The 14,363-nt window shown below is 70.9% G+C and carries 14 protein-coding genes; 1 reads left to right on the forward strand and 13 read right to left on the reverse strand.

The annotated features are described in order from the left end of the window. Window positions 1-13 precede the first annotated feature (13 nt). From AB0J42_RS25980 to infC, 7 genes are all read right to left on the reverse strand, one after another. Window positions 14-2,569 carry a phenylalanine--tRNA ligase subunit beta gene (locus AB0J42_RS25980; protein WP_364298727.1) on the reverse strand — a complete coding sequence of 852 codons (2,556 nt, stop codon included), beginning with the start codon at window positions 2,567-2,569 and terminating at the stop codon, window positions 14-16. Then, window positions 2,569-3,609, reverse strand: a complete 1,041-nt coding sequence (gene pheS / locus AB0J42_RS25985) for a phenylalanine--tRNA ligase subunit alpha (protein WP_364298859.1) — start codon at window positions 3,607-3,609, stop codon at window positions 2,569-2,571. Before pheS ends, AB0J42_RS25980 begins: the two co-directional genes overlap by 1 nt. A 120-nt stretch (window positions 3,610-3,729) precedes the next feature. Next, a complete protein-coding gene (locus AB0J42_RS25990; RefSeq protein WP_364298729.1) occupies window positions 3,730-4,812 on the reverse strand; it encodes an ATP-binding protein in 1,083 nt (360 codons plus the stop codon). 50 nt (window positions 4,813-4,862) lie between these two features. After that, window positions 4,863-5,666 (reverse strand): RNA methyltransferase, encoded by an 804-nt coding sequence (locus AB0J42_RS25995; protein ID WP_364298731.1) that lies wholly within the window; start codon window positions 5,664-5,666, stop codon window positions 4,863-4,865. 72 nt (window positions 5,667-5,738) lie between these two features. Next, window positions 5,739-6,122 (reverse strand): 50S ribosomal protein L20, encoded by a 384-nt coding sequence (rplT, locus tag AB0J42_RS26000; protein WP_364298733.1) that lies wholly within the window; start codon window positions 6,120-6,122, stop codon window positions 5,739-5,741. 23 nt (window positions 6,123-6,145) lie between these two features. After that, entirely contained in the window at window positions 6,146-6,340 is a 195-nt protein-coding gene (rpmI, locus tag AB0J42_RS26005; protein WP_364298735.1) for a 50S ribosomal protein L35, read from the reverse strand. A 134-nt stretch (window positions 6,341-6,474) separates the two neighbouring features. Then, window positions 6,475-7,050 carry a translation initiation factor IF-3 gene (gene infC, locus AB0J42_RS26010; RefSeq protein ID WP_364298861.1) on the reverse strand — a complete coding sequence of 192 codons (576 nt, stop codon included), beginning with the start codon at window positions 7,048-7,050 and terminating at the stop codon, window positions 6,475-6,477. Between the two features lie 378 nt (window positions 7,051-7,428). Here infC and AB0J42_RS26015 point away from each other — a divergent pair, with 378 nt between their 5' ends. Beyond that, the gene (locus AB0J42_RS26015; RefSeq protein ID WP_364298863.1) at window positions 7,429-7,608 is read left to right on the forward strand and encodes a hypothetical protein; all 180 of its coding nucleotides are present in this window, start codon (window positions 7,429-7,431) and stop codon (window positions 7,606-7,608) included. A gap of 6 nt (window positions 7,609-7,614) precedes the next feature. Here the strand turns inward: AB0J42_RS26015 and AB0J42_RS26020 are convergent, their stop codons facing one another. The 6 genes from AB0J42_RS26020 to AB0J42_RS26045 form a co-directional block, all read right to left on the reverse strand. Continuing rightward, window positions 7,615-8,469, reverse strand: a complete 855-nt coding sequence (locus tag AB0J42_RS26020; protein ID WP_364298737.1) for a shikimate dehydrogenase — start codon at window positions 8,467-8,469, stop codon at window positions 7,615-7,617. 37 nt (window positions 8,470-8,506) lie between these two features. Next, window positions 8,507-9,670 carry an endolytic transglycosylase MltG gene (gene mltG / locus AB0J42_RS26025; protein WP_364298739.1) on the reverse strand — a complete coding sequence of 388 codons (1,164 nt, stop codon included), beginning with the start codon at window positions 9,668-9,670 and terminating at the stop codon, window positions 8,507-8,509. 733 nt (window positions 9,671-10,403) lie between these two features. Further along, a complete protein-coding gene (gene ruvX, locus AB0J42_RS26030; protein ID WP_364298741.1) occupies window positions 10,404-10,874 on the reverse strand; it encodes a Holliday junction resolvase RuvX in 471 nt (156 codons plus the stop codon). A 1-nt stretch (window position 10,875) separates the two neighbouring features. Then, window positions 10,876-13,548, reverse strand: coding sequence for an alanine--tRNA ligase (alaS, locus tag AB0J42_RS26035; protein ID WP_364298743.1), 2,673 nt, complete (start codon window positions 13,546-13,548; stop codon window positions 10,876-10,878). 17 nt (window positions 13,549-13,565) lie between these two features. Next, window positions 13,566-13,796: a hypothetical protein gene (locus AB0J42_RS26040; RefSeq protein WP_364298745.1), complete on the reverse strand. Its 231-nt coding sequence runs from the start codon at window positions 13,794-13,796 to the stop codon at window positions 13,566-13,568. Then, entirely contained in the window at window positions 13,793-14,170 is a 378-nt protein-coding gene (locus AB0J42_RS26045; RefSeq protein ID WP_364298747.1) for a DUF948 domain-containing protein, read from the reverse strand. The genes AB0J42_RS26040 and AB0J42_RS26045 overlap by 4 nt, the downstream gene beginning before the upstream one ends. Between the last annotated feature and the right edge of the window lie 193 nt (window positions 14,171-14,363).

Raw genomic sequence — 14,363 nt, forward strand, 5'->3', positions numbered from 1 at the left:
CCTGAGAGAACGGTCAGACGGTGCGCAGCTGCGCGCCGACGCGGTCGGCGGCGAGCGCCACCGCGGCGTCGCGGGCGGCCGCGACCTCCTCCGACGTCAGCGTGCGGTCGGGGGCGCGGAAGCGCAGCGCGTAGGCCAGCGACTTGTTGCCCTCGCCCACCTGCTCGCCGGTGTAGACGTCGAACAGCCGGACCGACTCCAGCAGCTCGCCCGCGCCGTCGCGGAGCGCCGCCTCGACGTCCGCCACCGGGGTGAAGTCGGGCACGATCAGCGCGACGTCCTGGGTGGCGACCGGGTAGGTGGAGATGGACGGCGCCTGGACGGGGCCGGGCAGAGCCGCCTCCAGACGGCTCAGCTCCAGCTCCAGCGCGGCCGTGCGCGGCGGCAGCCCGTAGGCCTCGATGACGCGCGGGTGCAGCTCGCCCGCGTGGCCGATGAGCACGTCGCCGAGGTAGAGGGCGGCGCACCGGCCGGGGTGCCACGGCTCGTGCTGGTCGGCCACGATCGACAGCTCCAGGCCGGCCTCGCCCGCGACGATCCGCCCGGCCTGCACGGCGTCGGCCCAGGAGGCCTGGCGGCCGGCGCCCCACCAGCCGGAGCGCTCGAACTCGCCGGCGAGCACCACCGCGACCCGCAGCGGCTGCTCGGGCAGCGCCGCCTCGATCGAGGCCAGCTCCTCGTCGGTGGGCCGCCGCCCGACGCCGAGCACCGGGGCCGTCGCGGGCGCGTTCTCCCGGGGCCGGTAGACGGCGCCGGTCTCGAACAGGGCGACGTCGGAATTGCCGCGCCCGGCGTTGCGCACCAGGGTCTTGAGCAGCCCCGGCAGCAGGGTGGTGCGCATCAGCGGCTCGTCCTCGCTGAGCGGGTTGGCCAGGCGCACCGCGCGGCGGCGGGCGTCGTCGGCGGGCAGTTGCAGCCGGTCGAAGTCGTGGGGGCTGATGAACGGGTAGGCGAGCACCTCGACGTAGCCGGCTTCGGCCAGCGCCCGGCCGACCCGCCTGCGCAGCCGCTGGGCCTCGGTGAGCCCGGCCCCGGCGGGCGCCTTGGGCAGCACGGACGGCAGGTTCTCGTAGCCCTCCAGCCGGATGACCTCCTCGGCGAGGTCGCTGGGGTCGGTCAGGTCCGGCCGCCACGACGGCGGCGTCACGGTGATCATGTCGTCGCCCTTGACGGCCAGCTTGGCCGCCAGCTCGCCGCCGGTGACCACGCCGGTCGGGTCGACGCCGCCCTGGCGCACGGCCGGGTCGTCGCCGTCGGCGACCGTGCAGCCGATCTGCTCCAGCCTGCGCACGACCGTCTCCTTGGAGTACGGCACGCCGGCGACCTGGCCGGGGTAGGAGGCGGGGATCGACACGCGGGCCGGGCGGACCTCGACCTCGGCGTGGGTGACGCCGGGCACGATGGTGGCGCCGCCCAGCTCGGCCAGCATGCTCACGGCCCGCCAGGAGGCGACGAGCGGCAGCTCGCGGTCGACGCCGCGCTCGAACCGCTTGGACGCCTCGGAGACGAGGTTGTGGCGGCGGGACTCGCGGGAGATGCCGGTGGCCGAGAAGTGGGCGGCCTCGATGACGATCTCGGTGGAGCCGTCGGAGATCTCCGTCTCCAGGCCGCCCATGGTGCCGGCCATGGAGATCGGCCCCGACTGGTCGGTGATGAGGATGTCGTCGGGGTCGAGGTCGCGCACGACGTGGTCGAGCGTCTCCAGCCGCTCGCCCGGCAGCGCCCGCCGCACCACGATCTCGCCGGTGAGCTTGTCGGTGTCGAAGGCGTGCAGCGGCTGGCCGAGCTCCAGCATGAGGTAGTTGGTGATGTCGACGGCCAGCGACACCGGACGCATGCCGGCCCGGATGAGCCGGGTGCGCATCCACAGCGGCGTCTTGGCCTCCGGGTCGAACCCGGTGACCTGGCGCAGCACGAACCGGTCGCAGGCGGTCGGGTCGTCGATGTAGGCGGGCCAGGCCCGGCTGGTGTAGGTGGGCGGCTCGACGTCGGCGGGGTCGCGGAAGTCCGCCCCGAACGCTATCGCGGCCTCGCGGGCCACGCCCCGGATCGACAGCGCGTAGCCGATGTCGGGGGTGATCTCCAGCTCGAGCACCTCGTCGCGCAGGCCGAGCAGCTCGACCACGTCGGCGCCGACCGGGGTGTCGGCCGGCAGCACCATGATGCCGGCGTGGTCGTCGCCCAGGCCCAGCTCGCGCTCGGAGCAGATCATGCCCTCGGACATGCGGCCGTAGGTCTTGCGGGCGCCCACCTCGAACCCGCCGGGCAGCACGCCGCCCGGCAGCACCACGGGGACGCGGTCGCCGGCGGCGAAGTTGGTGGCGCCGCAGACGATCTCGCGCGGCGTCGCCTCGCCCACCTCGACCTTGCAGTGGCGGATCGGCTTCTTGAAGCCGGTCAGTTCCTCGATCTCCAGCACCTCGCCGACCACGACGTTCTTGACGTCGTGGCCGTAGGAGGCGATGGACTCCAGCTTGAGCCCGGCGGCGGTGAGCTTGTCGGCCACCTCGTGGGCGGTGACCGCCGGGAGATCGACATACTCCCGCAGCCATGAGAGCGGGACCCTCATCAGATCTCCATTCCGAACGGGAGCGTGAAGCGCACGTCTCCCTCGATCATGTCGCGCATGTCCTCGGCGTTGTGGCGGAACATCAGCGTCCGCTCGATGCCCATCCCGAAGGCGAACCCGGAGTAGACCGACGGGTCCACGCCGCAGGCGACGAGCACCCGCGGGTTGACCATGCCGCAGCCGCCCCACTCGATCCAGCCCTCGTTCTTGCAGGTGCGGCAGGGCGGGTTGCCCGGCACCGCCGAGGCGCCGCGGCAGACGAAGCACTTGAGGTCCATCTCGGCGGACGGCTCGGTGAACGGGAAGTAGTTGGGCCGGAACCGGGTGGTGATGCCCTCGCCGAACATGACCTCGGCGAACCTGTCGAGCGTGCCCTTCAGGTGGGCCATGGTGAGGCCCTTGTCGACGGCCAGGCCCTCGGTCTGGTGGAAGACCGGGGTGTGGGTGGCGTCGAGCTCGTCCGTACGGAAGGTCTTGCCGGGCGCGATCGCGTAACACGGCGCGCCGCGCTCCAGCAGGGCGCGGATCTGCAGCGGCGAGGTCTGCGTGCGCAGCACCATCCCCGACTCGGTGGAGCCGACGAAGAACGTGTCGTGGTCGGACCGGGCCGGGTGGTCCTGGGCGATGTTGAGCGCCTCGAAGTTGAACCACTCGCCTTCGAGCTCGGGGCCTTCGACCACTTCGTAGCCCATCGCGACGAACGTGTCGGCGATGTGCTCCTGAAGGGTGGTCAGCGGGTGGCGGGCGCCGCGCGGGCGGCGGTCCCACGGCAGGGTGACGTCGACGGTCTCCTCGACGAGCACCCGGGCGTCGCGCTCGGCCTCCAGCTCGGCCTGGCGGGCGGCCAGGGCTTCGTTGACGGCTCGGCGCGCGGCGCCGACCCGCCTGCCCGCCTCGGCGCGGGCCGCGGGCGGCAGGGCGCCGATCTCGCGGTTGGCCAGGGCGAGGGGCGAACGGTCGCCCGTGTGAGCGAGCCTGGCCTGCTTGAGTGCGTCGAGGCTGCCGGCCGCCTTGATCGCCGCGATGGCGTCGGCTTCCATCCGTGACACCTCGTCGGCGTGCAGCGGGGTGACCTCGACAGGGTCGTAGTCAGACAAGAGTGAGCTCCGTATCCAGGGCTTGAGCGGGAAAAGTCTAGTGGCGGCCCACCGGTCCCGGTGTCACGCGAAGTCGGGCGTGCCGGTGGGCACGGTAAATCGGAACTCCGCTCCACCTTCGGGGGCCTGCTGCACGGTGATGGTGCCGCCGTGCGCCTCCACCAGCCCCTTGACGATGAACAGGCCGAGGCCGGTGCCTCCGCGCTTGCGGCTGTTGCCGCGCCAGAACTGCCTGAAGACGCGCGGGGCTACCTCGGGCCTGACGCCCTCACCCTGATCGCGCACCGACACGGCTACTCCCCATCCCACGGACTCGATCTCTATGGTCACAGTGCCGCGACCGTGACGCACCGCATTTTCCACCAGGTTAGCCAGGATCTGGTCAACCTTGTCCTGGTCAAGCCACATTTCGGGGAGATCGTCACCCACGATGAGGCGGAAACGGCTCTCCTGCTCGCCCGCCGCGACCCGCCCGTCGATGATGCGGCGCGCCCTGGCGGGGATGTCGACGACCTGGCGGCGCACCTCCAGGCGGCCGGACTCGATGCGGGAGACGTCGAGCAGCTCGGTGATGAGCCGGGTGACCCGGTCGGCGTCGTTGTTGACCGTTTCGAGCATGACGAGCTTCTGCTCTTCGGTGAAGCGGCTCCACTTGGCCAGCAGCGTCGCGGTGAAGCCCTTGACGCTGGTCAGCGGCGAGCGCAGCTCGTGGGCGACCGTGGAGACCAGGTCGGCGCGGCTGCGCTCCAGCCGGGCGCGGGCGCCGCCGTCGCGCAGCGTGATCGCCACCCGGTCGACGTCGCCGCCCCGCTCGGGCTCGCGCACCAGCCGCGCGGCCACGTACACCTCCTGGCGGCCGGGCAGGTGGAGCGGCTTCTCCGGCACGCGGCTGCGGGTGCGCAGGCCGCCCTCGGGGTCGAGCGCCTTCCACCAGTCGCGGCCGTCGTGGTCGCGGAACGGGAACACCTCGTTCATGTCGCGGCCGACGGCGCTCTCGGGCTTGACGCCGGTGAGGCGGGCGGCGGCGCGGTTGACGGCGAGCACCCGGCCGAACCGGTCGGCGACGATGAGCCCGTCGGGAAGGTCGTCGATCGCTATCGTGCACGCGGCGGCCACCAGCCGCCCGTCGGTGTCTGCGCCGTGCACGACCTCGCCTCCTCCGCCTTCAAGGCCGACAATAGCGGGTTTCCCGCCGCCTAGGACACACGCTGAGCCCGGGCCGACGAGTAGAGGCACACCGCCGCGGCGGTGGCCAGATTCAGGCTTTCGGCCTGTCCGTAGATGGGCACGCGCACCACATCGTCGGCCAGCCCGAGCACCTCGCCGGGAAGGCCCCAGGCCTCGTTGCCGAAGATCCACGCGGTGGGACCCGACAGGTCGACGTCGTCGAGCGTGTGCCGGCCCGCGCCGTCCGCCGCGAGCACGCGCAGACCACGCTCCTTCAGCCGGCGCACGGCCTGCGCGACCGGAGCGCCGACGGCCAGGGGTATGTGGAACAGGCTACCCGCGCTGGCGCGCACGCACTTGCCGTTGTACGGATCCACGCTGGCATCGGTGAAGAGCACGGCGTCGGCGCCCGCCGCGTCGGCCGCGCGCATGACAGTGCCGGCGTTGCCCGGGTCGCGCACGTGCGCCAGCACCGCCACCAGGCGGGCCGCCTCGGGCACCGCGTCGTCGAGCGGCACGTGCACCGGGCGGCAGACGGCGACCAGCCCCTGCGGCGTGACGGTCTGGGACAGCTCGGCCATGACCTCGCCGCTGGCCCGGTGGACGGCGGCCCCCTGGCGCACGGCCGAAGCGACCAGCTCGGGGTGGCGCGCCTCGGCCTCGGCGGTGGTGAACAGCTCCAGCGTGACGCCGTCGAGCTTGAGCGCCTCACGCACCGCCTGCGGGCCCTCGGCCAGGAACTTGCGGTCCTGGTCGCGGAAGGCGCGTTTGGTGAGCCTGCGTGCCGCCTTGACCCGCGGCGACCGGATGTTGGTCAGCTCGGCTCCCGCCATCTCACTCCTGTCGGTGTGCGTGCATGGAAAAGGGCCCACCACTCGGGTGAGCCCTTTCCCGCAATGTTCAGGTCAGCCGGCGGCCGGCGCGTTCACGTTCGCGGGCAGCGCCTTCTTGGCGGCCTCCACGAGCGTGGCGAAGGTCTGGCTGTCGTTCACCGCGAGATCGGCCAGGATCTTGCGGTCCACCTCGATGTTGGCCAGGCGCAGGCCCTGGATGAGGCGGTTGTAGGTGATGCCGTTCTGGCGGGCCGCGGCGTTGATCCGCTGGATCCACAGCCGCCGGAACGCGCCCTTGCGGTCCTTGCGGTCCCGGTAGGCGTACGTCATCGAGTGGAGCATCTGCTCCTTGGCCTTGCGGTAGAGCCGCGACCGCTGGCCACGGTAACCGGTTGCCCGCTCGAGTACGATCTTGCGCTTCTTCTTGGCGTTGAGCGCCCGCTTCACGCGTGCCATTTCTTACTCCCCGGGGGTTCGCGCTACTTGGCGAGCAGCTTCTTGATCTTCTTACTGTCGGCGTCGGAAACGACGACCTCGTTCTTGAGACGGCGCGTCACCCTAGACGACTTCCACTCGTTGTAGTGAGCGCGGTTGGCGCGGCGGCGCTTCACCTTGCCGGTGCCGGTGAGCCGGAACCGCTTCTTCGCACCGCTGTGCGTCTTCATCTTCGGCATGTCGCCGTCTCTCCATTCGGTCGTGCCGGTGGCCGGGCCGGCTTGTCAGCCGGCCCGGTCTTCGGCGTCTTCGTCGTGCGATGGCCGCTCGAAGGCTGTGCCGCCAGGCTCACCCGAGCCGCGGATCACGCCTCCTAGTCGGAGTCGTCCCCGCTGCCATGCGCCTTGGCGGCGGCCTTCTCGGCCTTGGCCTCGGCCTTCTTCTTGTGCGGACCGATCACCATGATCATGTTACGGCCGTCCTGCTTGGGCTGGGACTCCACGAAGCCGAGCTCCTGGACGTCCTGCGCCAGCCTCTGCAGCAGCCTGAACCCCAGCTCGGGCCTGGACTGCTCGCGGCCTCTGAACATGATCGTGACCTTGACCTTGTCTCCCGCCTTCAGGAACCGGACCACGTGACCCTTCTTGGTCTCATAGTCGTGCGGGTCGATCTTCGGTCGGAGCTTGATCTCCTTGATGATCGTGTGCGCCTGATTCTTGCGCGCCTCGCGCGCCTTCATCGCGGACTCGTACTTGAACTTGCCGTAGTCCATGAGCTTGCACACGGGCGGTCGAGCCGTGGCCGCGACCTCGACGAGGTCGAGGTCGGCTTCCTGGGCGAGCTTGAGCGCGTCGTGGATGGACACGATGCCCACCTGCTCGCCGTTCGGGCCCACGAGGCGTACCTCGGGAACTCGGATACGCTCGTTGATGCGGGGCTCAGTGCTGATGGGGCCTCCTAGGTTTGCGATCCCTACGTGCTCGTCGTGCCGGGAGCTCTTTGCGAAACGCGAAAAGCCCCGCACGTCGCGCATGCGGGGCCACTGAGCTCTTCGGCATCGTGGCCTTCAAGCTCCCCGGAGTAGTCCGGCGTGATCCTTGACCCGGCCACCTTTCGGTCGCTCGGGTGGGAGGGAGACCTCCGCTTGCGCGTCCAGCAATGGCATGCCGGACCGATCAGAGAGCTACACTACCACAACGCCGTCACACCCTCGAATCTTCCCCGGCGGCCGGGGCGCCCCGATAGCTTTCTGCCCGGACTGGGCAGAGGGAGAAAATCTATGGGCGTATGACCGCTTCAAGAGGCCGGACAGCGCCTCAGCGAGGTCATCGGGAAGGCGCACCACGAGGGGCCGCAGATCATCACCCGTCACGGGGCAGGACGTGGCGGTCATCATGGACATCGCCGAGTACCGGAAGCTCAAGGGCGAGTAGTCGCCGCCACCGCTGTCGCGCGCGATCTCACGCTGGTCACCCGTAACGTCAAGGACTTCGACGGCTCGGTGTGACGGTGGTCAACCCGTTTGACTGGCCCGTCTGAGGATCTCGGCCTCGCCGGCTGCGCGCATCGCCTCGACCGGGACGTCCGTGCGGCCCGTCATCAGCTCCACCTGGCGCACCGCCTGATGGAGCAGCATCGGGAAGCCGCCGACCACGACGCCGCCCGCCGCCTCGACGGCCGCGGCCGCCCGGGTCGGCCAGGGAGCGTAGACCACGTCGAACAGCGCGGGCACGCCGGCCAGCCGGTCGGCGTGGGCGTCGGCGGCGCCGCCCGGCAGGGTGGAGACCACCAGGTCCACACCGAGGACGGTGTCGAGCTTGTCGAACGTCTGGACGGTCAGCGTCACCCCGAGCCGCTCGGCCACCTCGGCTGTCTCGCGCGCCCGTGACGGGTCGCGGACCACCAGCGTGACCTCGTACAGGCCCAGGTTGCGCAGCGCGGCCAGCGCGGAGGCGGCGGTAGCGCCGCCGCCCAGCACGGTCGCCGAGCGCGGCGCGGGGACGCCGGCCTCGGCCAGCGCCGCCTCGATGCCGTAGACGTCCGTGTTGTCGCCGTGGGCGGCGCCGCCGGAGAACACCACCGTGTTCGCCCCGCCGACCTCCAGCGCGGCCGCCGACACGGTGTCGAGCAGCGGCAGCACGGCCCGTTTGAGCGGCATGGTCAGCGACAGCCCGGCCCAGGTGCCCGCGTCGTCCGGGCCGTCGCCGCGGACCGGGCGCAGCTCGCGCAGCAGGCCCGGCAGCGCCGCCTCGTCGCACTCGAAGGCGTCGTAGCTCCAGCCGGTCAGCCCCATCTCGCGGTAGGCGGCCCGGTGCAGGGGCGGCGAGAGCGAGTGGGAGATCGGCGAACCCATCACGGCAGCCCGCATGCGTCCCCCCTTTTCAGATCAGTTCGCCATCATACGGTCAGCCGCCGGACGAGTTGCGTTCGAGCTCGGCGAGGAGCGCCTGCCGTTCCGCCTCGGTGGTGGCGAACTTGGTGACGTTGCTCTTCGGATCGGTGGCGACGAAGAACAGCCACGGCTTGTCCTTGGTCGGGTTGAGCGCCGCCTCGATGGCGTGGTCACCCGGGTTGGTGATCGGGCCGGGCGGCAGGCCGAGGTGCTTGTACGTGTTGTACGGGGAGTCGATCTCCGTCTCGGCGAACGTGGCCCTGGTCCGGTACTTGCCCAGCGCGTACATGACCGTGCTGTCCATCGCGAGCTTCATCTCCGGCTCGTGGTTCATCCGGTTGTAGATGACCCGCGCGATCCTCGGCATGTCCTCGTGCCGGCCCGCCTCCGCCTCGATGATGCTGGCGATGATGATGATCTCGTGCGGCGTGAAGCCCATCTTCTTGGCGCTGGCTTCCAGGTCGAGCCGCTCGGCCGTCTGGTGGAAGCGCTCCACCATCTTCGCGAGCATGTCGGTCGGGGTGTCGTTCGGCTGGAACTCGTACGTGGCGGGGAAGGCGTAGCCCTCCAGCTTGCCCTTGGCGTAGGGCGGCAGGCCCAGTTCCTCGGTGTTCTTGGCCGCCTTCTGGAACTCCTTGTGGTCCTTGCCGGTCTTCTCCGCGAGCTGCTTGAGCGTGTCGGAGAGCCGCAGGCCCTCCTTGAACGTCGCCTTGGTGACGATCAGGTTGTCCTTGTCGAGCAGCTTGACCGCCTCGGCCGCGGCCATCTGCTTGCGCATCTTGTACGTGCCCGGCTGCAGCGACGCGCTCTTGTTCGCGCTGTCGACGGCGTTGATGAAGGCCCTGGCGCTGGCGACGACCCCCTGCTCCTGCAGCTCCTGCGCGACCTCGGAGGCGCTCTGGCCGTCCTTGATCTCGAACAGGACCTCACCGGTGCCCTGGCCCGTGTAGTCGTCGGGCACCAGCGCGTCGCTGAACCATCGGTAGCCGTAGTAGCCGCCGCCGCCGATGATGCCGATCAGGATGATGAACGCGAGCAGCGGGGCGAGGAAGCCGCCCCGGTTACGCCGGCGGCGCCTCCTGCGGCCCCGGCGGCCGTTGCCCCGGCCCCGGCGCCGCCCGCGGCCGTCGTCGTCCTCGGCGCCGAGGAGGAAGTCCATGTCCTCGAGATCGTTCATAGCTGAGCTGGCCAATCTCCCGGTACTGCTTGCCCTGCGCCGATTGGGAGCGCCTGACGGCGGGGGGCCACCGAGCGGATGAGGGGGGTGCGCCGGTCAGACCGTGACGACCGGTCGGGGTCACTGTGGGTAGCCATGCTAGAGGATGGAAAGAGCGCGTGTGTCCCTGGTCGGGGGCCTCGCCGGAGGTGACCGGCGTGCTCCCTAGCTGGGGTGATCGGCCGGGTGAGCATCAGTTCGTCCCGAGTCTCTCGTTCTGCTCTTTCCGGTATCTCACGAAGTCGCTCTCTTTGTTGGTGAATTGGGTGATTATGCACCTGAGGCAGGCTGCCAAACCTACCTCCACCGGAACCCGCCGCCTGTCGGCGGTCTGGCGTACGAGCGGACAGTTCACCCAGAGTAACGGGGCGACGCTGGTACGGGGTCTTCGTCCCGGTGCGGGCGTCCCCGGACACTTTAGCGATCTTCGAGGGCGGCGTGACCACGCCCGGCGATCCAAACAAATCGGACAGCACGGACAGCACGGAGTACCGGGCGTGCTTTCCGGAGAGCAGACCAAGGCCCGGCAGTGCGGAGTACCGGGCGCGCTTCCCGGCGAGCAGAGCGACGCCCCGCGCCCTGCCGCGGGCAGGAGGGTCCGGCGCACCGGCGACGGCCGTGCGGGACCCGCCGGCGCCGGGGCAGAGGCGGGGCGGTGGATGGGTGAGTGAGAAGAGTGGGGGCGGCCGGCCCGTCATGAGGCGGGGTCGCCGGGCGGGGTGACGGGGTGGCCCGGCGGCCGGTCGGTGGCGCGTTCGGAGTCGAGGGCGTCCTGCAGCAGCACCACCGCCGCCGCCTGGTCGATGACCCCGCGCTGCTTCTTGGACCGCACCCCGCTGGCCCGCAGCCCCTGCTGGGCGGCGACCGTGGTCAGCCGCTCGTCGAAGAGCCGCACCGGGGTCGGGGCCAGCCGCGCCGCGAGCAGCCCCGCGAACTCGCGGGCCAGCGCCGCGGCGGGGCCCTGCCGCCCGGACAGCGACGTGGGCAGCCCCACCACCACCTCGATCGCCTCGTACTCGGCGGCGATCTCCGCGATGCGGCGGAGGTCGCCCTTGCCGCGCTTGACGGTCTCCACCGGCGTGGCGAGCGTCCCCGAGGGGTCGCTGCGCGCCACGCCGATGCGTACCGACCCGACGTCGATGCCGAGCCGTGTGCCGAACCTCATGTCAGCCGAGCTGCTCCGTGATGGTCTGTTCGACGAGCCGCAGCGCGTCGCCGATCGCCTCGGGACGGCTGCCGCCGCCCTGCGCGACGTCGTCCTTGCCGCCACCGCCACCTCCGAGCGCCTTGGCGGCGACGCCGACCAGTCGCCCGGCCTTGAGCCCGCGCTCGCGTCCCGCCTCGTTCACCGCGGCGACCACCACGGGCCGGTCGGAGGGGACGCCGGCGACCACGATGACCGCCGGCCGGTCGGACGGGAACCTGCCGCGTACGTCCAGCGCGAGCTTACGCAGATCATCGGCGGTAGTGCCATCAGGCGCGCGGTGTGTCACGACGGACACGCCGCGCAGGTCGGCCGCCTTGCTGGCCAGCTCGCCCGCCACCTGGAGCACCTGGGCGGAGCGGACCTTCTCCAGCTCCTTCTCCGCGGCGCGGAGCCGGCTGACGATGCCCTCGATGCGCTCGGGCAGCTCCTCGCGGCGCGCCTTGAGCTGCTCGCTGAGCTGCGCGACGAGCACGCTCTCGCGGGCCAGGAAGCGGAAGGCGTCGATGCCGACCAGCGCCTCCACGCGGCGCACGCCCGCGCCGACCGACTGCTCGCCCAGCACCTTGATCAGGCCGAGCTGGCCGGAGCTGTGGACGTGGGTGCCGCCGCAGAGCTCGCGGGAGTAGTCGCCGATCTCGACCACCCGGACCTCGTCGCCGTACTTCTCGCCGAACATCGCCAGCGCGCCCATCGCCCGGGCCTCGGCCTGCGAGGTGTAGAAGGCGTTGACCTTCAGGTCGTCGATGAGCACGGCGTTGACCTCGTCCTCGACGTCGCGCAGCACGCTCTGCGGGACCGCGCCCGAGGCGGTGAAGTCGAAGCGGAACCGGCCGGGCGAGTTCTCCGAACCGGCCTGGGCCGCCGACTCGCCGAGCGCGTTCTTGAAGCCGCGGTGGACCATGTGGGTGGCGCTGTGGCTGCGCGAGATCGCGCGCCGCCGCTCCAGGTCGATCTCGGCGTGCGCCTCGTCGCCGACCTTGAGCTCGCCGCTGCGGACCTTGCCGCGGTGGACGATGAGCCCCTTGATCGGGGACTGCACGTCGAGGACCTCGACTTCGGCGCCGCCGGTGCGGATGACCCCCTGGTCGGCGAGCTGGCCGCCGCCCTCGGCGTAGAACGGGGTACGGCCGAGCACGACCTCGACGGCGGTGCCCGCGCCCGCGGCGGGGACCGGGACACCCTCGACGAGGACCCCGACCACGGTGGTGTCGGTCGCCGTCTCGTCGTAGCCGAGGAACTCGACCTGGCCCGCCTTCTCCAGAAGGCTGCCGAAGACGGAGACGTCGGCGTTGCCGGTCTTCTTCGCCGCCGCGTCGGCCTTGGCCCGCTCGCGCTGCTCCTTCATGAGGCGGCGGAAGCCCTCCTCGTCGACCTTGAGCCCCTGCTCGGCCGCCATCTCCAGGGTCAGGTCGATCGGGAACCCGTAGGTGTCGTGGAGCTGGAAGGCCTGCTCGCCGGGGAGCGTGGAGGACTTCCTGCGCTTGGTCTCCTCGACCGCCACATCGAAGATCGCCGTGCCGGTGCGGAGCGTGCCGAGGAACGACGCCTCCTCGGCGTCGATGACCCCGTGGATCTGCGGCGCGTCGTTCTTGAGCTCCTCGTACTGCTCACCCATGACGTTGATCGCCACGTCGGTGAGGGTGTGCATGAGCCGCTGGTCGCCGGAGCCCAGCAGGCGCAGGTTGCGCACCGTACGGCGGAGCAGGCGGCGCAGGACGTAGCCGCGGCCCTCGTTGCCGGGCAGGACGCCGTCGGCCACCAGCATGGTGCCGGCCCGCACGTGGTCGGCGATGACCCGCAGGCTCACGTCGGTGCGCGGGTCGCGGCCGTAGGCGGTGCCGGTGAGCTCCGCCGCCTTGTCGAGGATCTTGTAGGTGGTGTCGATCTCGTAGATGTTGTCGACGCCCTGGAGGATCGCCGCCATGCGCTCCAGGCCCATGCCGGTGTCGATGTTCTTGGCCGGCAGCTCGCCCACCACGTCGAAGTCGACCTTGGTGCGGACCTCTCCGAGCTGGTACTGCATGAACACGAGGTTCCACACCTCGAGGTAGCGGTCCTCGTCGGCGACCGGGCCGCCCTCACGGCCGTACTCGGGGCCGCGGTCGTAGTAGATCTCCGAGCAGGGGCCGCCGGGGCCGGGCACGCCCATGTGCCAGTAGTTGTCCTCCAGGCCGCGCCGCTGGATGCGGTCCGCGGGCAGCCCGACCGTCTTGTGCCAGATCTCGAACGCCTCGTCGTCGTCCTGGTAGACGGTCGCCCACAGGCGCTCCTCCGGGAAGCCGAAGCCGCCGTCGGACTCGGACCTGGTCAGCAGCTCCCAGGCGAACGGGATCGCCTCCGCCTTGAAGTAGTCGCCGATGGAGAAGTTGCCGAGCATCTGGAAGAACGTGGCGTGACGGGTGGTCTTGCCCACCTCGTCGATGTCCGGTGTGCGCACGCACTTCTGCGCGGTGGCCAGCCGGGGCGCCGGAGGCTTGCGCTGCCCCAGGAAGTACGGCTTGAACGGCACCATACCCGCGGGAACCAGGAGGAGCGTCGGGTCCTCAGCGATCAGGCTGGCCGAGGGCACGACTTTGTGCCCACGCTCCTCGAAGAAGCGCAGGAAGCGGCGGGCGATCTCTGCCGACTCCATGGTGGCCATCCTTTGCGTTAGTCGTTGTCTTCAGGTTTGTCGAGGCCGAACCGGGCCCGCAACTCGATCTCGCGGCCGGCGGCCTCGCCGAGCGCGTCAGAGGTAAAGTCTCTCACCTGTTCGAGCATGCCCGCCGCACCGCGGGCGGTCCTGCGGGCGACGTGCTCGGGATGGAGCGCCTGCAGCTTGCGCATCACCCACAGGGTCAGGAACGCGCCGAGCGACAGGTAGAACAGCCGCCTGATCATCGCCGCCGCCCCGCCGTCCGGTGCGGCCTGCGGGTCTCGATGGCGCGGCGCACGCCGTACCCGAGAGACGAGACCTTGATCAGCGGACCGGTGAAGACGGTCTGGGTGACGGCGCTGAGCCTGGCCGCGTGGCCGGTCACCTGCTTGACGTCCCTGGTGATGGACTCTACGGCGACGAGCTGCCGGTTGGTCTCGTTGACGGTCAGGCTCACGTCGTCGAGCAGCGGCGTCAGCCGGGCGTTCAGCTCGGAGACCGCCTTGGTCGTCTCGGTGAGCAGCCTGGCGAGCTTGATGAGCACCATGGTGAGAACGCAGACCAGGACCACCCAGCCCGTGGCCGCGATGAGCCCGGCGACCTCTCCAGCGGTAAGCATCCGCGCATCTCCCTCGTACGCTGGGCCGGAACGTCAAGACCTTATCGCGTCCGGCCGACAGGGGCGGTGAGGACGCCGACCTTGATCACCCGGCGCGCCGGACGCCGCTTCGTTCTACGCCGGGGGCATTCGCCCTGGACGCTTTGCGCCCCGCGCCTCACGCGAGCCTTCGCCCGCGTCCGGTGCCCGGCCC

The organism is Nonomuraea sp. NPDC049649 (genome assembly GCF_040675175.1).
In the GTDB taxonomy this organism is placed as follows: Bacteria; Actinomycetota; Actinomycetes; order Streptosporangiales; family Streptosporangiaceae; genus Nonomuraea.